The 19,377-nt window shown below is 63.7% G+C and carries 16 protein-coding genes; 11 read left to right on the top strand and 5 right to left on the bottom strand.

Features of this window, described 5'->3' with window-relative positions; all coding sequences use genetic code 11:
• Positions 1–74: 74 nt before the first annotated feature.
• Positions 75–1,118 carry a Rieske 2Fe-2S domain-containing protein gene (locus R6G97_RS23620; protein ID WP_317847594.1) on the bottom strand — a complete coding sequence of 348 codons (1,044 nt, stop codon included), beginning with the start codon at positions 1,116–1,118 and terminating at the stop codon, positions 75–77.
• A 203-nt stretch (positions 1,119–1,321) separates the two neighbouring features.
• On the opposite strand from R6G97_RS23620, the gene R6G97_RS23615 reads away from it, so the two are divergent.
• Positions 1,322–2,248 carry an alpha/beta hydrolase gene (locus R6G97_RS23615; RefSeq protein ID WP_317847593.1) on the top strand — a complete coding sequence of 309 codons (927 nt, stop codon included), beginning with the start codon at positions 1,322–1,324 and terminating at the stop codon, positions 2,246–2,248.
• Between the two features lie 94 nt (positions 2,249–2,342).
• Entirely contained in the window at positions 2,343–2,516 is a 174-nt protein-coding gene (locus tag R6G97_RS23610) for a hypothetical protein (protein ID WP_167358108.1), read from the top strand.
• A 5-nt stretch (positions 2,517–2,521) separates the two neighbouring features.
• Here R6G97_RS23610 and R6G97_RS23605 read toward each other — a convergent pair whose 3' ends face one another.
• On the bottom strand, positions 2,522–3,112 hold the full coding sequence (locus tag R6G97_RS23605) for a TetR/AcrR family transcriptional regulator (RefSeq protein WP_052352527.1): 591 nt from the start codon (positions 3,110–3,112) through the stop codon (positions 2,522–2,524).
• A gap of 161 nt (positions 3,113–3,273) precedes the next feature.
• On the opposite strand from R6G97_RS23605, the gene R6G97_RS23600 reads away from it, so the two are divergent.
• Positions 3,274–5,031 carry an FAD-binding protein gene (locus tag R6G97_RS23600; protein ID WP_317847592.1) on the top strand — a complete coding sequence of 586 codons (1,758 nt, stop codon included), beginning with the start codon at positions 3,274–3,276 and terminating at the stop codon, positions 5,029–5,031.
• 248 nt (positions 5,032–5,279) lie between these two features.
• On the opposite strand, the gene R6G97_RS23595 is transcribed toward R6G97_RS23600, so the two are convergent.
• Both R6G97_RS23595 and R6G97_RS23590 read right to left on the bottom strand, forming a co-directional pair.
• The gene (locus R6G97_RS23595) at positions 5,280–7,832 is read right to left on the bottom strand and encodes an Ig-like domain-containing protein (protein WP_327150208.1); all 2,553 of its coding nucleotides are present in this window, start codon (positions 7,830–7,832) and stop codon (positions 5,280–5,282) included.
• A 72-nt stretch (positions 7,833–7,904) separates the two neighbouring features.
• Positions 7,905–9,068 (bottom strand): invasin domain 3-containing protein, encoded by a 1,164-nt coding sequence (locus R6G97_RS23590; protein WP_317848179.1) that lies wholly within the window; start codon positions 9,066–9,068, stop codon positions 7,905–7,907.
• A 175-nt stretch (positions 9,069–9,243) separates the two neighbouring features.
• Here R6G97_RS23590 and R6G97_RS23585 point away from each other — a divergent pair, with 175 nt between their 5' ends.
• From R6G97_RS23585 to pbpG, 3 genes are all read left to right on the top strand, one after another.
• Positions 9,244–9,471, top strand: coding sequence for a hypothetical protein (locus R6G97_RS23585; RefSeq protein ID WP_317847591.1), 228 nt, complete (start codon positions 9,244–9,246; stop codon positions 9,469–9,471).
• 222 nt (positions 9,472–9,693) lie between these two features.
• A complete protein-coding gene (locus R6G97_RS23580; RefSeq protein WP_317847590.1) occupies positions 9,694–10,887 on the top strand; it encodes a tyrosine-type recombinase/integrase in 1,194 nt (397 codons plus the stop codon).
• A gap of 130 nt (positions 10,888–11,017) precedes the next feature.
• Entirely contained in the window at positions 11,018–11,944 is a 927-nt protein-coding gene (gene pbpG, locus R6G97_RS23575) for a D-alanyl-D-alanine endopeptidase (protein ID WP_043211593.1), read from the top strand.
• Positions 11,945–12,068: 124 nt separating this feature from the next.
• Here the strand turns inward: pbpG and R6G97_RS23570 are convergent, their stop codons facing one another.
• Entirely contained in the window at positions 12,069–12,503 is a 435-nt protein-coding gene (locus tag R6G97_RS23570; protein ID WP_043211592.1) for a hypothetical protein, read from the bottom strand.
• Positions 12,504–12,688: 185 nt separating this feature from the next.
• Here R6G97_RS23570 and pvdM point away from each other — a divergent pair, with 185 nt between their 5' ends.
• The 5 genes from pvdM to R6G97_RS23545 all read left to right on the top strand — a co-directional run bounded on the left by pvdM (position 12,689) and on the right by R6G97_RS23545 (position 19,353).
• Positions 12,689–14,032, top strand: a complete 1,344-nt coding sequence (pvdM, locus tag R6G97_RS23565) for a pyoverdine-tailoring dipeptidase-like protein PvdM (protein ID WP_317847589.1) — start codon at positions 12,689–12,691, stop codon at positions 14,030–14,032.
• Positions 14,033–14,049: 17 nt separating this feature from the next.
• Entirely contained in the window at positions 14,050–15,330 is a 1,281-nt protein-coding gene (pvdN, locus tag R6G97_RS23560) for a pyoverdine-tailoring periplasmic protein PvdN (RefSeq protein ID WP_289717395.1), read from the top strand.
• Between the two features lie 22 nt (positions 15,331–15,352).
• Complete coding sequence (gene pvdO, locus R6G97_RS23555; RefSeq protein WP_043211588.1) at positions 15,353–16,261, top strand: dihydropyoverdine dehydrogenase; 909 nt, start codon at positions 15,353–15,355, stop codon at positions 16,259–16,261.
• Positions 16,262–16,344: 83 nt separating this feature from the next.
• Positions 16,345–17,679: a lysine N(6)-hydroxylase/L-ornithine N(5)-oxygenase family protein gene (locus R6G97_RS23550; RefSeq protein ID WP_043211586.1), complete on the top strand. Its 1,335-nt coding sequence runs from the start codon at positions 16,345–16,347 to the stop codon at positions 17,677–17,679.
• A 27-nt stretch (positions 17,680–17,706) separates the two neighbouring features.
• Positions 17,707–19,353 (top strand): cyclic peptide export ABC transporter, encoded by a 1,647-nt coding sequence (locus tag R6G97_RS23545; protein ID WP_317847588.1) that lies wholly within the window; start codon positions 17,707–17,709, stop codon positions 19,351–19,353.
• The last annotated feature ends 24 nt before the right edge of the window (positions 19,354–19,377 follow it).

Here is a 19,377-nt window from a genome sequence, read left to right as displayed (position 1 = left end):
CGCAATGTCCTGTTGCGGGGGCCCGACAGCCGCCCGTTCGGGCGGTTGCCAGGTTGTGCCAGGCGGTGTAACGGTCAAACGCGCTCGCGGCTGCGCACGACGAATTGCTTGCAGTCGCGGGTCTCATCGGCCAGCAAGGCGACGTCGGTGTAGAACTGCTCGTACCAGCGACGCAGCTGGTACACCGGGCCGTCGCCGTCGCACAGCAGTGGGTTGTCGACGCGGGTCTTGGTGTGCCAGATGGCCACATCCTCGTAGAAGGCTTCCTGGGCCTGCTTGACGTAGGCCTTGGCGATGGCCTGGTTTTCCTCCTCGGACAGTCCTGGGATTTTCTTGACCAGCACGCCATAGCGCAGGGTGAAACTGTTCAGGTCGATCGGTACGTGGCAATTGAGCAGGATCGAGTGGATCGGCTGCCCGCCCATGGCACCGGTCATTTCCGTGATCTGGTAGGCCGGGCCATAGTAGGTGGCCACGGTGGTCAGCTCGCTGTCACCGGACAACCGCTCGCTGCGCGCCCGCATGATCTGGGCGGCGGTGTGGCCCTCGAAAACGTTGCTGAATTCATCGACCGGTGCGCCATGCACGCTGCCGAAGTGCGCCATGTCGGCGACGTTGTCGATCAGTTCGCGGCAGTTGGTGTCGATCTTCAGATCGGCGATTTCCCAGTGGGCCCAGGCGTCGTCGAAACAGGCGTCGATGCGTGGGATGGCCTGCTCGGCGATCGGCGGGTTGCCTTCGGGATCGTTCCACACGAACAGCAGATGGTTCTGCTCCATGATCGGCCAGCGCTTGATCTTCGCCCGTGGAGGAATGCGCTTGGCGTAGGGGATGTCGTCGCACACGCCGTCGGCGTTCCAGCGCCAGCTGTGGAAGGGGCAGCGGATGGCGTTGCCTTCGATGCAGCCGGTGCTCAGGTCAGCGCCCATGTGTGGGCAATAGCCGTCGAGAATGTTGAGCTGGCCGTCCTCGCCCTGGAAGGCCACCAGGCGGGTGCCGAAGACATCCAGGCGGTGCGCCTTGCCATCACGGTATTGCGCCGCCAGGCCCAGGCAATGCCAGCCGCGCGCGTAGCGGTCCTCCAGCAGTTTGGCTTCGATACGGTGCAGCGTGCTCATGTTGTTGTTCTCCGGTCTTTGTTGGGGCCGCCGGCCGTACCACGCCACCTTGGTCATTGGCAGCTCGGTTGGCGGTACTGATGCACCCGAGTGATTCTGCCGCGCGTGACGCATCGGTCATCGTCTGAACGGACGATGGCCGCTATCGACGGTGCCGATCTACTGGCGTGCATGCCTACCTCGCAACGTTCAAGGAGAGCGCCATGCCCCTCGATAACCAGTTGGCCGCCGTGCTCCAGGGTTTCACCGCCCAGGGCGAACCGGACTACGCCACCCTCGATGCCGTGCGATACCGCCTGCACGCCGACAACCTGATGCCGCCGCTGCCGGGGGCGGACATGGCCGAAGTGCGCGACCTCCAAGTGGCCGGGGCGGCGGGCCTGCTGCCGGCGCGCCTGTACCGCCCGGTGGCCCGGGAGGACTTGCCGCTGCTGGTGTTCTTCCATGGCGGCGGCTTTGTCATCGGCACCCTCGACACTCACGACAACCTGTGCCGCGCCCTGGCCCTTGAGACCCGCGCGGTGGTGGTGTCGGTGGGCTATCGCCTGGCGCCGGAGGCGCGCTTCCCGGCGGCGCCCGAGGACTGCTACGCCGCCACGTGCTGGTTGGTCGAGCAGGCCGATGCGCTGGGGGTGGACGCCCGCCGCCTGGCGGTGGCCGGGGACAGCGCCGGCGGCAACCTGGCCATTGCCGTGAGCCGGCTGGCCCGGGAGCGCCAGGGCCCGGCGATCCGTCACCAATGCCTGTTCTACCCGGTGACGGACGCGGCGTGCGACAGCGCGTCCTATCGCGACTTCGCCGAGGGCTACCTGTTGTCGCGGGCAATGATGGGATGGTTCTGGGCGCAGTACCTGGAGCGCCCGGAGCAGGGCGCCGACCCCTTGGCCTCGCCGCTGCGCGATGACGATTTGCAGGGCCTGCCGGCCACCACGCTGCTGACCGCCGAGTACGACCCGCTGCGCGATGAGGGCGAGGCCTTCGCCGAGCGCCTGCAGGCGGCCGGGGTGGCGGTGCGTTTGCAGCGCTGCGACGGCATGGTGCATGGCTTCGTCAGCCTGGCGCCGTTCGTCGAGGCGGCCGCCCGAGCGTTGCAGGGGGCTGCGGCGGACATCCGTCGGGCGCTGTCGTGAAATTGATCCGCCTCGTCCGTTTGGACGAGGCGGGCCGAGAACGTCGCTTCTAGTCTGGCTTCACAACGTCTCCCTCGCGCATAGAGGCATGGCCATGAAAACAACAACAAGATTTTGCCTGACCCTGATCGTGTGTGCCTTCGCCGCCGCCTATGTGGCCGCGGTCACACGCCCCTTGCCCATGCCGCTGAGCATGGCCTACTACTGCCAGCCCAATTACCAGCCGTGCTACATGCCGGTACCCAGTTCCATGCGCCTGTTGCCCTGACGGGCTCAGGTACCGATGTGGTGCAGCAGGCGCAATTGCTTGCGGATCTGCTCGGGCGCCTCGGGCACCAGGCAGTAGGCCAGGCATAGCCGGCTGATCAGGGCGATGCTGTCGTCCAGGCTGACGCTGGCGCCGTGGCGCTGCACGTGCCGCTCGAAGGGGCCTGCCAGCACTTGCTGCCACAACGGCGCGATGTCCTCAAGGATGTAGGCGAACACCTCGGGGCTGGCCGCCTTGGCCAGGTAGCCCTGGTGAAACCCACCCCGGTGCTGGTCGCGGTAGCGCACGGCAAAGCACAGGCATTCCTCCAGGTAGCGCTCGAAGTCGTCCTCGAAGCTGACCAACTGCTCCTGCATGGCACTGAAGAATCCGGCGTTCTCGCTGCTGATCACTGCCTGTACCAGTGCCTGCTTGGTGGCGAAGTAGCGGTAGAGCGTGCGTCGGGAAATATTCGCCCGGCGCGCCACGTCGTCGATGGCAAACCCCTCCGGGCCCATCTCGCTCATCGCCGCCAGGGCGCATTCGAGGATTTGCTGGCGCCCTTGCTCGGCACTGTCCATACGGCTGGCATCGCCCCAGCGCAGTTGTCGGGTCATGGCGGAACCTTCTGTGATCATTGGGAGTGGCGGCGATTGTCGCACTTAATGGCACGGCTGCAAGTTTTTGTGTCATCGCAATGGCTCACAAATAAAAATATGTGACATAGTGCGATCTCCATGGAATCGCGGCCAGCGGCCGCCAGCGGGGAGGTGCATCGATGAACAATGACAATCAGCAGGCTGTGCACTGGGACGCCGTCTACGACGTGGTCGTGGTCGGTTCAGGCGCTGGGGCCATGACTGCGGCGCTACGGGCCCACGACCAGGGGCTGTCGGTATTGATGGTGGAGAAGGCCGCCGAGTACGGCGGCACCACCGCCATCTCCGGGGGCGGGATCTGGATCCCCTGTAACGACCAGATCGAAGGGCTCGGTGGCAATGATTCGCGGGAAGAGGCCCGGGCCTACCTGCGTGCCACGGTCGGCGAGGACTACGACCCAGCGCGCATCGAGGCTTATCTGGAGCATGGCCCGCGCATGGTCGGCTACCTGGCCGCCCAGGCGCAGACGTACTTTCGCGCCGTGGAGCGCTACCCGGACTACTACCCCGAACGCGAGGGCGGCAAGCCCGGCTACCGCACCATGGAGCCGGCGAGCTTCGATGCGGCGCGCCTGGGGGATGAATTCCAGCGTCTGCGCGCGCCGTCGCCTGCGACCTTGATCGCCGGGCGCATCGCCATGACTCAGGTCGAGGCCCACACCATTCTGGCCAAGGAGCCCGGCTGGCTGTGGCTCACCGCGCGCCTGGGCCTCAAATACATGGCCGACTTTGCCTGGCGCCGGCGCACGCGGCGTGATCGGCGCTTGACCCTGGGCAACGCCCTGGTCGCCAGCCTGCGCGTGGCGATGCAGGCGCGGCAGATCGAGTTGTGGTTGCAAGCGCCGATGCGCAACCTGTTGAGCCATGGGGGTAAGGTGACGGGGTTGGTGGTCGAGCGTCAGGGCCAGCCGTTGAACGTGCGCGCGGCGTTTGGGGTGGTCCTCGGGTGCGGCGGCTTCGAAGCCGACCAACCAATGCGCGAGCAGTACCTGCCCAGCCCGACCCGCGCCGAATGGACAGCCGCGCCGCCGATCAACACGGGCGACGGCATCCGCGCAGGCCTTGCGCAGGGCGCGGACGTGGCGCTGATGGACCATGTATGGGGCGCACCCACCGTGCGGGTGCCGGGCGAGGAGAAGCAGCGTGCGCTGTTCGTCGAGCGGGCGTTTCCGCGGTGCATCCTGGTCAATGGCCGGGGCGAGCGCTTCGTCAACGAGGCCGCGCCGTACCCGGACATCATCTACGCCATGTACGCCGACCAGGCGCGCACCGGCGCCAACGTGCCGGCCTGGCTGATTTTCGATGCCGAATACCGCAAGCGCTACCCCTGTGGCGTGTTGCTGCCTGGCTCGGTGCAGCCGGACAGCAAGATCCCCGAGGGTTGGCTGGACAACGTCATCTACCGCGCCGACAGCCTGGCGGCGTTGGCGGGCAAAATCGGCGTGAGCGCGGCGGGGCTGGGGCAGAGCGTGCAGCGCTTCAACCAGATGGCAGCCCAGGGCGTGGACACCCAGTTCGGCAAAGGCGACAGCCTGTTCGACCGCTATTACGGCGACAGCAACTGCCGGCCCAAACCGTGCCTGGGGCCGGTGGAGCGCGGGCCGTTCTATGCCTTGCGCATCGATGCCGGCGAGCTGGGCACCAAAGGCGGCCTGCGCACCGACGCCGACGCCCGCGTGTTGCGCGCGGACGGGGCGGTGATCGAAGGGTTATATGCCATCGGCAACACCAGCGCGGCGTTGATGGGCAAGACCTACCCAGGGCCGGGGTCGACGATCGGGCCGGCGATGACGTTTGGTTTCATCGCGGCCGATCATCTGGCGCGGCGGGTGCCGATTGAGCGGGGGAGTGGGGACGAGAGGTCATACGCTAGATAGCGTGGGGGCTCCTGGTCTTTTACTGATCAAATAAAAAGCCCCGGTAAAAACCGGGGCTTGTTCTATAGGATCAATTTAGTAAAAACAAAGGAGGCGGCTCGGTTTGTCCAGTTCTTTGGGATCGTCAGGCGAGGTGAAGTATTTTGTTCCTGGTACACGGCCCCAATCATGAGTTAGGTCTACGGCTACTATAAAATAATCATCTCGTCGCACCTCCTCCCATTCTGCGAGCAGGCCGTCTTGTCTTGTCAGCCCCCCCCTGCCGCATACAGAATTGCTGATACAGGGCTCATTCCTTTCGCGTTGCATTGAGCGATAACCTCATCGGGTGTGATCGGCACATTGTCTTCGCCTATATGGAACCAATATTTCTTGTCGAAGGTATATGTTGGCTCGAAGTTGCTGCCTTTTCGCTTGGCCTTGAGTGTCACACTCGTCCTACCTTTGGGCGCTTCGGAAATGAACTTGAAGCGGCCTGCTCCTTGAGGGGCCAGCCAATCCACACTAGATGTCCATTCGTAGTCATTAGGGTCGACATTCTCCGAGAGCGTCAAAGTGAATTCTGCGTTTAAGAAAGATGAGCTTGGGAAGCCGATGTTTTTCGGGAACGGAAGAACCGTGCCATAGGCATTGGTCGCGCTGGCAAACTCGATACCGAGCAATTCGAACGGCGCAGCTATACGCCACTGTTTACCCTCGATACGTGGAACGACCCTGTATTGCCCCTTGAATTTGCCAGCCACATCACCCGACACCCAAGAGGTATAGACACCTGTAGTTCCTTCTTCAGTAATGGCACCGAATTGGATATTGGTTTCTGGAGTGCCGCCGTTATCCACTGCCACAAAGATGATTTTATCCGCAATACCACTGACAGGGCGGTCGGCATCGTCCGCCACGGTGAAGGTGATCTTGCTCTGATCGACACCATCCGAAAGGATCTTGTCCTTGCTTACCTTGATGTCAGAGTGAGCCTCCGCTGGCGGTGCAGCCGAGTACAATTCGACAGGCTGCGCCAGAGCAGTCAGGTCCACCGAATCAGCCTGTGGCGTCACGGTAAAGGTGTCTACCAGCGTGCCACCCAACAATGCCTCGTACACACCGGTGGTGCCGATTTCCGTGATCGCGCTGACATCGACATCTCCTGGCGCCGGTGTGCCGGCAGTGCCTTCGACACTGAACTTCAGCTTGCTCGCGAGGCCGGTGACCGGGTTGTTGTGCGCGTCCTGGGCAGTGAACGTCAGTTTGCTGGTGTTTCCGCTGCCAGCGAGGACGCGGGGTGGATTGGCGGTGAAGCTCGACGTACCCGGTGCGACCGGGCCGGCTATCAGGGTCACGGTTTCGCTCAGGCTGCCGACAGCGGCACCCTCGAACACTGGCCTTACGGTCCAGGTATCGACCTTGGTCCCGCTCAGCTTCGCTTCGTACACGCCCGGTGAGGTTTCTTTCACCTCGGTGACAGTGATATCAGAGCCAGCATCGCCGCCGCTGCTGTCCTTCACGCTGAAGGTCACTTTGTCGGCACTCTTGGTGACCGGGTTGTCCTTGGCGTCCATGGCGGTGAATGTCAGAACCGAGTAAGCGCTGCCGCTGGCTTCGATGGGGGTCGGTGCGGCGGCAAAGCTCGACCGGCTGGCGTCCGGTGCATCGGGCGTCAGGGTCACCTTGGCTGCGAGGCTACCGATGGCGCTGCCCTTGAGCTGTGGGGTGACGGTCCAGACATCGGCCTTGCTCCCTTTGAGCGTCGCGGTGTACGTACCCGGGGTGGTTTCCTTGAGGGGTTCCACGGTCACGTCGCTACCCGCCGCACCGCCAGCGCTGTCAGTTACGTTGAAGGCAAGGTCGCCAACGATACCGGTGACCGGGTTGCCTTTGGCGTCCTTGGCCGTGAAGGTCAGTTCGGACGGGGTGGAACCATTCGCTGTGATGGTGTCCGGGGCGGCGGCGATCGTCGAGGTGCCTGCGTCCACCACGCCAGCGATCAGCATCACTTTCTCGCTCATGCCGGTGGCGGCGCCGTCGAGGATGAGCGCCACGGTCCAGGTGTCGGCCTTGCTGCCTTTGAGGGTCGCGGTATAGGTGCCTGGCGCGGACTCGCTCAGGTTCTCGATGGTGACGGCTGTGCCGGCCTCCTGGCCATGGTCGTTCTTCACGGTGAAGGTGAGCTTGGTTGCCAGGCCAGAGATCGGGTTGTTCTTGGCGTCCTTGGCGCTGAGAGTGAGCTGCGAGCTGTCGCCGCCGTTGGCAACGATAGGGTTTGGTGCGGCGGTGAATTTGGACAGGGAAGTGTCCAAGGTACCGGCAACCAAGGTCACGTCGGTGGCCAAGCCGCTCAAGGCGCTGCCTTCGAGCTGTGGGGTCACGGTCCAGACTTCGGCCTTGGTGCCGCTGAGCTTGGCGGTGTAAATGCCTGGGGTGGTTTCCTGCAGACGGGTGATGGTCACTTCGGAACCCGCCGGTGTGCCGAAGCTGTCGCGCACATCGAAGCTCAGGTTTGCCGCGATGCCGGAAACAGGATTGCCCTGGGCATCTTTGGCCTCCAGTTTAAGGTCGGGTTCGCCAGTCCCTACCACGACGGAGAGTGGGTTGGCAGTGAAAACCGATTTGCCGACGTCCACTGCGCCCGGCTCCACGATTACCTTCTCTTCGAGGTCCAGGGCGGCACTTTCAAAGAGCGGCGTTACTGTCCAGGTGTCGGCTTTGGTCCCGCTCAGGTTCGCCTTGTAGACGCCTGGCGCGGATTCGGTCAAGGCGGTGACGGTGACGTCGGAACCTGCATCCGCGCCGCTGTCGTTCTTCACGCTGAAAGACAGTTTGCTGGCGATGTCGGAGATCGGGTTGTCTTCGGCGTCCTTGGCGGTCAGCGTCAGGACCTAGATGGCGCCGCCGCCGGCGATGATTTTGTTTGGCGCGGCGGTGAGGGTCGAGCGTGCTGCCGCGATGGGGCCGGCAGTCAGCGTCACGGTGCCTTTGAGGGTACCGAGGGCGCTGCCTTTGAATTGCGGGGTGACGGTCCACACACCGGCCTTGGTGCCGGAGAGGCGTGCGCTATAGCTGCCAGCGGTGGTTTCGGTCACTGGGCCGAGGGTGATGCCGGTGCCTGGCGAGGTGCCTGCGGCATCCTTGATGGCGAAGGTCAGTTGATCGGCGATGTCCGGGACCGGATTGCCGTCGGCATCGTTGGCCGTCAGGGTGAGGGTGGCCACGTCGGTGCCGGTGGTGTCGATCTCGTCGGGAGCGATCTTGAAAGTGGAGGTGCCGGCGTCGGGTACCCGGTCCATGATCGCGATGTTGGCTTGAGCCAAGGCGGTGTTCTGGACCGACGGCGTGAGGGTCAGGGCCTCCGGCAGGGTGCCGGCGGTGACGGTCACTTCGTACACCCCGACCGATTTACGGCTGAAGTCCGAGACCTTGGCGCCGGTGCTCGCGGTGCCACGGGTCACGGCCATGCTCAGGTCGCTCAGCGGCACATCGATCAGGCCGTCCTGGGCGTCGCGCACGGTCAAGGTCACCACCTGGACGCCATCTTTGGTCGGCACGACGCTGTCGGTGGGCAGGAAGGTGCTGCGCGCGGCATCGAACACCGGCGCGTTGACCGTGACTTGTGTTTCGCTGCGGTTGGAGCGGTTGCCTTGCTTGTCCACGGCCACGCCATGCAGGGTGTAGGTGTTCACGGCCTGGGCACCGGTGCGGTATTGGGGCAGGGTCAGTTGATAGTCGCTGCCGCCCAGATGCTCGATCTTGCCACCGGCCTGCAGCAAGGTGGCGGCGCTCCAGTCGATGCGCTCCAGGCCGTACTTGCTCTGCACCGTCACTTGCAAGGACTTGCGTTCGCCACTGGCCCCGGCCAGCTGGCGGGCAACGTTCAGACGAATGACTTCTTTCTTGCGGTATTCGAGCACGATGTTGTTGTTGCGCTCGACCAGGTCGTAGCGGCTGCCGGCCAGGGTGCGCATGGCGGCGACTTTGCTTGGGTCGGTCTGCTTGCTCCAGCTCTCGGCTCCTGGTGGTGCCGGAGGATGGGGTGCACCGGCCAGGGCTCAACGATGAAAGAGGCCTGGGACGACATGTGGAGCCTCTACTTCGAGGCTGTCCGCCCCGCTCGCCCGCAGACGTTCCACTCGTCGCGCGTCCGCTGCGGCTGATTCCAGCCTAACCCCTCCCCCAACTACTCAAGCCCGCCGACATGCGCGGGCGTGGAGAGCTATTGCCATGCCAATCATCACCGTGACCACCACAGTCGTTACCCGATTCGATGTGCCAGAAGGCGTGGGCATCGATCTAATCCGCCACCAGGCGTTGCCAGTACTCGGCGAAGACGACGAGGGCACTGACGCGGTCGGCGCCCTGCAGGACACCGCTCTGAACCAGGTCTTCGTGGGGGCGGCTGACGCTCGCTCTCAATCCGTCGAGCACACCATTACAGAAGACGAATACTGACCACCAACCTGCCGCCACCGGCGGCGTGGAGACCATCATGCAAGACGAAGAGCGCCAGCCGGTGGCCTATGTATCTGACAAGGTGCCGGAGGAGAAAATGGCCGAGCTGGTCGGGACGACCAAGCGGGCCTTGGAAGGCAAGCGAAGCCGCGGCGTGATCCCTGAGGGGGTCTGGAAGAAGATCGACGGCCGGATTTTTTACAGCATCAGGAGATACGAAGCGTGGCTGGAAGGAAGCTGGGGCTACCCACTGGAGTCGAATTCATCGGCAAATCAATCCGCATCCGTTTTACTGTCAACGGTGAGCGTCGATCCGAAACACTCGCGCACCCCCAGACCGCCAAGGGGATCAAAGCGGCAGCCGATCTACGCGCTCAGGTAGTCAGTCTGGCCAAGCACGGCGTGCTGGATGAGCAACGGTACGCCGAGCTTTTCCCAAGCTCGGGCTACATCACCAGGACCAATGAACTGCTGTTCGGCGAATACGCGCAAAGCTGGCTGGATAGCCTGGAAGTGGTGAATGACACGCGGGTGAACTACAAGGGCTTGTTGAACAACTACTGGATGCCCAGCCTGGCGGTACGCCCCATCAAGGGCATATCAACCATGGACTTGAGGAAGGTGGTCACGGCGACCGAGTGGAAGAGCTCTACCGTAAAGCGCGCAGCAATTGCCATTGCGAAGCGGCTTTTCAAGCAGGCTGTGTTTGATGGGGTAGTCGATAAGAACCCGGCGGATCCTATCAAGCTGCCACAGAAGAGCAGGAAGCAGGTAGACCCCTTCACTGTGGAAGAGGCGGATTCGATAATTGAGTGGCTGTATGCCAACTTGACCCGGTGTCACCAAGTCTACGCAGCCTTCTACGAGTTCGCCTTCTACACCGGGATGCGCACCGGAGAAATCATGGCCCTGCGCTGGGACGAGATCGACTGGGAAAAGAAGACGGCGCACATCTGCCGGATCGTAGTTGAAAAACAGGTCATCGAGCGCACGAAGACCAAGTACACCCGAACCGTCATGCTGAACAGCCGGGCCCTGGCGGCGCTTGAGCGGGCCAAGGAGATCGCGCACTACCGTTCCCGGCAGAAGCGGCGCGTCTCGACGACCTCGCCTTTTATCTTCCAGCCGTCCGGCGCCTCGCCGCATATGACCGTGCCGGAAACGCCGGCCAACCACTTCGGCCACGCGATGAAAGCGCTGAGCTTGAGGCATCGGCCCCAGTACAACTGTCGGCACACTTATGCCACGATGTGTCTCATGTCAGGGATGAATCCTGCCTTCATTGCAGGGCAGCTTGGGCACTCGGTGCAAGTGCTTCTTTCCACCTATGCAAAGTGGCTTACTTCGGCCAACGATTGGTCCGAATTGGCGAAGCTGGAGCAGCAGCTAATTGGTACAGAATTGGTACAGGATTAAATTTCCTTCACCTTGCGCCCTTTGGATATAAGGCATTCGACAGCCGTTCGGCCATACTCCAGAATGCATCGGTTTTTTGGGGGAAACCCTTGCACAGCCAACGACATACCAACTTTTAGTGAGCCTCAACGTGAAAACTTCCCTGTCCATCCTCAGCCTGCTGCTGTTGCTCACAGGAACCGCGACCCTTCCGTCGACCGCTGCTGCACAACCCCCGGCCCAGGTACAACGCGACCCCGCCAAGCTGCACCTGGCCTCCGGCAGCGCCCTGCTGATCGACCTGAACACCAACCAGGAGTTGTATTCCAGCCATGCCGACCGCGTAGTGCCCATCGCTTCGGTCACCAAGCTGATGACCGCCATGGTGGTGCTGGACGCCAAGCTGCCCATGGATGAGATGCTCACCATGACCATTGCCAACAACCCGGAGATGAAGGGTGTCTATTCCCGTGTGCGGCTCGGTAGCCAGCTCAACCGTCGCGAGACCCTGCTGATCACCCTGATGTCTTCGGAGAACCGCGCCGCCAACAGCCTGGCCAACGCCTATCCGGGTGGCTACAGCGCGTTCATCAAGGCAATGAATGCCAAGGCGCGCAGCCTGGGCATGGCGCACACGCGCTATGTCGAGCCCACCGGCCTTTCGACCCAGAACGTCTCCACCGCCCGTGACCTGGCCAAGCTGCTGATGGCTTCGCGCAAGTACCCGATGCTCAGCGAGCTTTCCACCACCCGCGAAAAGACCGTGGCGTTCCGCAAGCCCAACTACACACTGGGCTTCCGTAACACCGACCATTTGGTGAACAAGAGCAATTGGGACATCAAGCTGACCAAGACCGGCTTCACCAACGAGGCCGGCCACTGCCTGGTGCTGCTGACCAAGATGGACAATCGCCCAGTGGCCATGGTGATCCTCGATGCCTTCGGCAAGTACACCCACTTCGCCGATGCCAGTCGCATGCGCCAGTGGTTGGAGACCGGCAGCGCCAAGCCGGCACCGGCGGTGGCGATGCAGTACAAGGCCGAGCGCCAGAGCCGTCCGCGCCTAGCCAACGACTGATCCGCGACCATGCTGCGCGGCACCTGCTTCGCGGGTAAATCCGCTCCCACAGGTATGGCGGGGTTCGTGAGAGCACCGCAAAACCTGTGGGAGCGGATTTACCCGCGAATGCGCATCCCCGGTATCAAGCCTGGGTACTGACCATGCCACCGGCGCTGCTGCCGCCGGTTTTGCTCAGGGCTTCCAACAGTTGCGCGGTGGCCGCCTGGATTTCACCGCTGATCGTGGCGATGCTCGCCTGCTTGGCGGTGATCGCTGCCAGCTTGCTGGTTTCGTCCATGTTCTGGGCCGCCAGCTGAGCCAGTTGCTTTTGCTCCTCGGCCAGCTGCTTCTGCAGCTTCTTGATCATCTCCCGCAATTGCTTGATGTGCGGCGGCTCACCGCTGTCCTCGGCACTTTCCGCTTGCTTGGCCTGTTTGGCCTGCGCGGTATCACGCAGCCCGGAAAGATCGACCTGCACGCCCGTCGCCTTGCCCTGTTCGGTCTTGTCCGCCTCGCCCGCCTGGGTGGTCGTGGCCAGCGATGGGCTAGCGATGTTGATCCCTGTGATGCCTACCATGTGTTTCTCCCTGCCCATTAGGGCCATTTAGACGCAGTAACTATCGGCCGCCCGGCGCACTTCTTGAGCGTCAGCGCCCGCCAATAAATTTGCCGTCCCGCCATTCGTCCACCTGATACCCGAGCCCTGCCCTGGCCCACACCTGCCCGGCACCTCGCCCCGATCAGCCCTGCAACGAGATGGCAATGACCACGACCCGCTCCCGCAAAGCCCTGTACATCGGCCTGCCCCTGGCCTTGGCAGCCGCCCTTGGCGCTGCCGGTTACTTCCACTGGTTCGGCCAGGATCCTGGCTACCCGCGCCCCATCGTCGAGCAGGCCAATGCCCTGCACGAGCACATGCTCTCTTTCGACAGCCATGTGACCGTGCCACTGGACCTGGGTACAGCAGGCAACGAGCTCGACAAGGACGGTCCGGGCCAGTTCGACCTGGTCAAGGCCGGCCGTGGACGACTCTCCGGCGCGGCGCTGACGATTTTCGGCTGGCCGGAGATCTGGAACGGGCCCAACGCCCCGCACCGTCCCACCCCGGGCTTCGTCGACGAGGCCCGCCACCAGCAGGAAGTGCGCTACAAGATCATCACCGGCATGGTCCGCGATTTCCCCAACCAAGTGGGCATCGCCTACACCCCCGAAGACTTCCGACGCCTGAACGGCGAAGGCAAGTTCGCTATCTTCATCAGCATGCTCAATGCCTACCCGCTCGGCCACGACCTGTCCCAGCTCGACCTGTGGGCGGCGCGTGGCATGCGCATGTTCGGCTTCAGCTACACCGGCAACAACGACTGGGCCGACTCCTCGCGACCGCTGCCGTTCTTCAACGACACCGCCGATGCCCTTGGCGGGCTGTCGCCGCTGGGTGAGCAGGCGGTCAAGCGCCTGAACGATCTGGGCGTGATCATCGATGTGTCGCAGATGTCCACGCTGGCCCTGGAAGATGTCGCCCGTCTTTCCCGCGCGCCGATCGTCGCCTCCCACTCCGCGCCCCGGGCACTGGTGGATATTCCACGCAACCTGTCCGACAAGGAGATGCAACTGATTAAGGACAGCGGCGGCGTGATCCAGGTGGTCGGCTTCGGCCAGTACCTCAAACCGCTGGGCAAGCCAGTACTCGACAAGCTCCAGGCCCTGCGCACGCGTTTCGACCTGCCGCCCTTGCAGGGCCTGGCCAACGCCCTGATGCCAGGCGATGCGGTGATCGCCATCTGGCCCGAGGCGCGCTTCGGCGAGTACGCAAGTTCGCTCTACGGCATCCTCGAGGAAGAGCCCAAGGCCACCCTCAAGCAGTACGTCGATGCCATCGACTACACGGTCAAGAAGGTCGGCATCGACCATGTCGGCATCAGCTCGGACTTCAATGACGGCGGCGGCCTGGACGGCTGGAAGGACGTCAGCGAAATCCGCAATGTCACCGCCGAACTGCTCACCCGCGGCTACAGCGAAACCGACATCGCCAAGCTGTGGGCCGGCAACTTCCTGCGCGTGTGGGAGCAGGTCCAGAAATCCGCCCACCCTGTCGCCCACCGCTGATCAAGGCCTGACCGCTCATGAGCAATCGCCGTACCTTCCTCAAGCAAGCCGGCCTGCTGGCCGCAAGCCTTCCCATGATGCCCCACGCCCTGGCCGTCGCCGCGCCCGCGTCGCTGACCGGCCAGGACAAATGGCGCCAGCTGCGCACATTGTTTCCCCAGGCGCCGGAGGTGATTCACCTGTCCAACTTCCTGGTGACCACCCACCCTCGGCCAGTGCAGGAGAGCATCGACCGCTACCGCGCCGAACTCGACCGCAACCCGGCGCAGTGGATGGACTGGCACAGCCAGGCAGTGTGGAAGCGCGAGGCCGAGGTCCGCGAGTGGGCCGCACGCTATCTGGGCGTCAAACCCCGCCAGATTGCCCTGACCGGCAGCACCACTGAAGGCCTGGGGATGATCTACGCGGGCCTGAAGGTGGCGCCGCACCAGGAGATCCTCACCACCGAGCACGAACACTACTCGGCCAACACCAGCTTCGACCTTCGCCAACGCCGGCAAGGCACCCAGGTGCGAAAGCTTCGCCTGTTCGACGAGGCCTGGAACGTCAGCACTGAGCGCATCCTGGAGACCATCGACCGCGCCATCAGGCCCAATACCCGCGTCCTGGGCATGACCTGGGTGCATTCGGGCAGCGGCGTGAAACTGCCCATTGGCCAGATCGGCGAGCTGGTGCGTCGGCACAATCGCGACCGCGACGAGCAGGATCGCATCGTCTACGTGGTCGATGGCGTGCATGGGTTCGGCGTGGAAGATGCGCAGTTTTCCGACTTCAACTGCGACTACTTCATCGCCGGCACCCACAAGTGGATGTTCGGCCCCCGGGGCACCGGCCTGATCTGCGCCGCCAGCGAAAAACTGCAAGACCATCTGGTACCCACCTTCGCCACGTTCTCCGAGGACGAGGACTTCGCCACCATCATGACCCCCGGGGGCTATCACAGCTTCGAGCACCGCTGGTCAGTCGGCAAAGCCTTCGAGCTGCACCTGCAATTGGGCAAGGCCGATGTGCAGGCGCGTATCCACCAGCTCAACGACTACTTCAAACAGCGCCTGGCGGAAATCGACCAACTCCAACTGGTCACCCCCCAAGGCAGCACCCATTCGGCCGGGTTCACCTTCTTCCGCGTCAAGGCCGAGGAAGACCAGGACCGGTTCGCCAACTACCTGATCGAACACCGGGTGATGGTCGACGCCGTGTACCGCGACGCAGGCCCGGTGATCCGCACCGCGCCGGGCCTGCTCAACGACGAACAGGAACTCGACCGTACCCTCGCGCTGCTCAAGCGCACGCTATGACCGCCACAGCAAGGAATCCACGATGCCCACGAACCTGCTACGCCCGCTATCCCTACTCGGCCTGCTCGGCTGCCTGCTCGCAGGCCCGGCCCGAGGCGCGCACGACCACAAGCCCGGCGAAGTGTTCCAGGACTGCAAGGACTGCCCGCAGATGGTGGTACTGCCCGCCGGTAGCTTCCAGATGGGCACCCCGGACGATGAGGTCGGCCGTCAGCCTGACGAGGGCCCGTTGCACCTGGTGACCTTCGACAAGCCCTTCGCCATCAGCCGCTTCCACGTTACCGCAGGCGAGTGGCAGGCCTACCTCAAACAGACCGGTACGGTGATCGCCGACGGTGACGATCGCCCAGGCCGGCGCTGCACCAACAGCGTCCCCAGCTACAAGCTCGACCCCAAAACCGCCGACCGCCACCCTGCCGTGTGCATGAGCTACAAGGACGTCGAGGCCTATGTCGCCTGGCTGTCGAAAAAGACTGGCCATACCTACCGCATGATCAGCGAGGCAGAACGCGAATACGCGGCCCGTGCCGGCAGCACTGGGCCATTCCCCTTCCCTCTGGACCCGGATGCCGACTACGAAATCACCCGCCACGCCAACGTCTACGGCCCCAAGGACGGCTTCAGCTATACCGCTCCCGTGGGCAGCTACCCGCCTAACGCCTTCGGCGTGTACGACATGCACGGCAACGTCTACGAATGGACTGCCGACTGCTATCACGACAGCTACGTCGGCGCGCCCAGCGATGGCAGCGCCTGGAAGGAACCCAACTGCGAGCTGGTGCAGCTGCGCGGCAACGACTGGGGCGAAGCACCGATCTTCTCCCGCTCGGGCAACCGCAACCAGACCTATCCGGACGATCGCGGCGACTGGATCGGCTTTCGCGTCGTCCGGGAACTGGAGAACGAGAAGAGTTCTAAATTGCACGGCTGACGGCTCGTTCTATCGGTGTACATGCGCAGGACCCGGGTGCCTTCAAGGCACCCACCTCCGACAGACCCCGAGGAATCGTCACCATGAGCCAGCACCCAACCTCCGAGCCCCTTCACGACCTGATTGGCGTAGGCTTCGGCCCTTCCAACCTGGCCTTGGCCATCGCCCTGGAAGAACTCGCCGACACCCACGGCTACGCCCTCGATGCCCTGTTCATCGACAAGCAGCGCAACTACCGCTGGCACGGCGACACCTTGGCCACCCAGAGCGAACTGCAGATCTCCTTCCTCAAGGACTTGGTGTCCCTGCGCAACCCCACCAGCCCCTACAGCTTCGTCAACTACCTGCACCAGAAGCAGCGCCTGGTGGACTTCGTCAACCTGGGCACCTTCTACCCCTGCCGCCTGGAGTACAACGACTACCTGCGCTGGGCTGCCGAACACTTCGCCACCCAGGCGGCCTATGGTGAGGAAGTGGTGCGCATCGAGCCGGTCCTGGAAGCCGGGCGCATCCAGCACCTGCAAGTGATCTCCCGCGAGGCGGGCGGCCAGGAGCGCCGCCGCCTGGCCCGCTCGGTGGTGGTCGGCACCGGCGGCACGCCGAAAGTGCCGGCGACCTTCGCCGCGTTCAAGCATGATCCACGGGTCTTCCACCACTCCACCTACCTCAAGAGCCTGGCGGCCCTGCCTTGCAGCGACGGCAAGCCGATGCGCATCGCCATCATCGGCTCTGGCCAGAGCGCGGCCGAGGCGTTCATCGACCTGAACGACAGCTACCCATCGGTAAAGGTCGACATGATCGTACGCGCCTCGGCGCTCAAACCCGCCGACGACAGCCCCTTCGTCAATGAAATCTTCGCGCCGCAGTACACCGACCTGGTGTTCAACCAGAGCCAGCCCGAGCGCAAGAAACTGATCGATGAGTACCACAACACCAACTACTCGGTGGTGGACATCGACCTGCTCGAGCGCATCTACGGCATCCTCTATCGCCAGAAAGTCGCCCACCAGTTCCGTCACGCCGTGCTCTGCCGCCGTCAAGTCGAAGCGGCCACCGCCACTGCCGAGGGCATCGAGCTGACCCTGCAGGACCTGGCCACACACCAGCAGCAGACCCATCGCTACGACGCGGTGATCCTTGCCACCGGCTACGAACGCCGTTCGCACCGCGAGCTTCTGGCGCCCCTGCAGCAGCACCTGAAGGACTTCGTGGTCGATCGCGACTACCGGGCCCTGGCCAGCGACGACCTGCAGGCGGCGGTGTACCTGCAAGGGTTCTGCGAAAGCTCACACGGCCTGTCCGACACCTTGCTCTCGGTGCTGCCGATGCGCGCCAGCGAAATCGGTCAGTCGCTGTACCAGACCCTGGCCGGCCAGCGTGCCGGGCTGCGTGAAGCCGTCGCCCTGAGCCGCGCGTAACGCGCGGCCGTTTTTTGAGGACGCTTCATGAGCTCGACAAAGGCTACATCCCGCGAACTGCTGTCGATCCTGCGCCCGCTGCTGCCCACCCTGGCCGTCTCCATCGTGCTGGGGATCGTCGGCGGCCTGAGCGTGACCGCACTGCTGGCGAGGATCAACGCCCTGATGCACAGCGAGCAGGCTATCGCCAGCGCGGTCATGCTCGGCTTCGCCGGACTGTGCGCGCTGGCCCTGGGCTGCGCCATCGCCGCGAACATCGGCACCAATTACGTTGGCCAGCAGGTGATCGCGCGCCTGCGCATCTCGTTGGGCGGCAAGGTACTCTGCGCCCCAATCGAGCAGTTGGAACGCTACCGCAGCCATCGCCTGATCCCGGTGCTGACCCACGACATCGACACCGTGAGCGACTTCACCTTCGGCCTGCCGCAGCTGATCGTCTCGCTGACCGTGACCTTGGGTTGCCTGGGCTACCTGGCCATGCTCGATGGGACGCTGTTCCTGATCACCGCCAGCGCTGTGGTGCTTGGCTGCATCGCCCAGTACGTGGCGCGCAGCCATGGCATGGGCGGCTTCGAAGCCGCCCGCGAAGAAGAAGACCAGTTGCAGAAGTACTACCGCAGCATGGCCGAGGGCGCCAAGGAACTGCGCATGCACCGCCAGCGCCGGCACACGCTGTACCGCGAGCAGGTGATTCCCACCGTGCAGCGCATCGCCGCACTGCAAATCCGCTCGGTGAACATCTTCCTGAGTGCCAGCACCTTCGGCTCGCTGCTGTTCTTCATGGTCATCGGCTTGTGCCTGGCCCAGCAGACCTGGGGGGTGCCGGTCGAAAACAGCGTGCTCAGCGGCTTCATCATGACCTTGCTGTTCATGAAAGGCCCGATGGAATCGGTGCTCAGCCTGCTGCCGCTGATCAGCCGCAACGCCGTCGCCCTCAAGCGCATCGCCGACATGAACGCCGCGTTCTCCACGCCCGAGCCGTTCCTGCTCTCCGCCAACGAGACCGGCGCACGCCCTGTGCTCAAAAGCCTGGAGCTGCGTGGACTGACCTATGCCTTCCCCAGCGTCGACGGCTTGCCACCATTTCGCATGGGGCCATTCGATCTGACGGTCACGCCAGGTGAACTGCTGTTCATCGTCGGCCAGAACGGCAGCGGCAAGACCACCCTGATCAAGCTGTTGCTGGGCCTGTACGAACCCGACAGCGGCCAGGTACTGCTCAACGGCCAGGCCGTCGGCCCTGCCCAGCGTGACGACTATCGCCAGCTGTTCACCACCGTGTTCGCCGACTTCTTCCTCTTCCAGGAACTGCTCGAACGCAAGGGCGTGCTCCCCGAGCACACCCAGGCCTACCTCGAGCGCCTGGAGCTGGCGCACAAGGTGACCATCCGCGACGGCGCGTTCTCGACCACCGACCTCTCCACCGGTCAGCGCAAACGCCTGGCCCTGCTGCACGCCTGGCTCGACGAGCGTCCGGTGCTGGTGTTCGACGAGTGGGCCGCCGATCAGGATCCGGCGTTTCGCAAGGTCTTCTACACCGAGCTGTTGCCGGACCTCAAACGCCAGGGCAAGACCGTGATCGTGATCTCCCACGACGACCGCTACTTCGACCTGGCCGACCAGCTCATCGAAGTACGTGGCGGCCAATTGCATCCCTTGACCGAGCGCGCCTGACCCCAGGCGCGTCTTTTTTACCCC

Origin of the sequence: Pseudomonas sp. HTZ2 (assembly GCF_033173945.1) — a bacterium.
Taxonomy (GTDB): Bacteria; Pseudomonadota; Gammaproteobacteria; order Pseudomonadales; family Pseudomonadaceae; genus Aquipseudomonas; species Aquipseudomonas guariconensis.
This window is presented reverse-complemented; position numbering and strand designations above follow the sequence as displayed.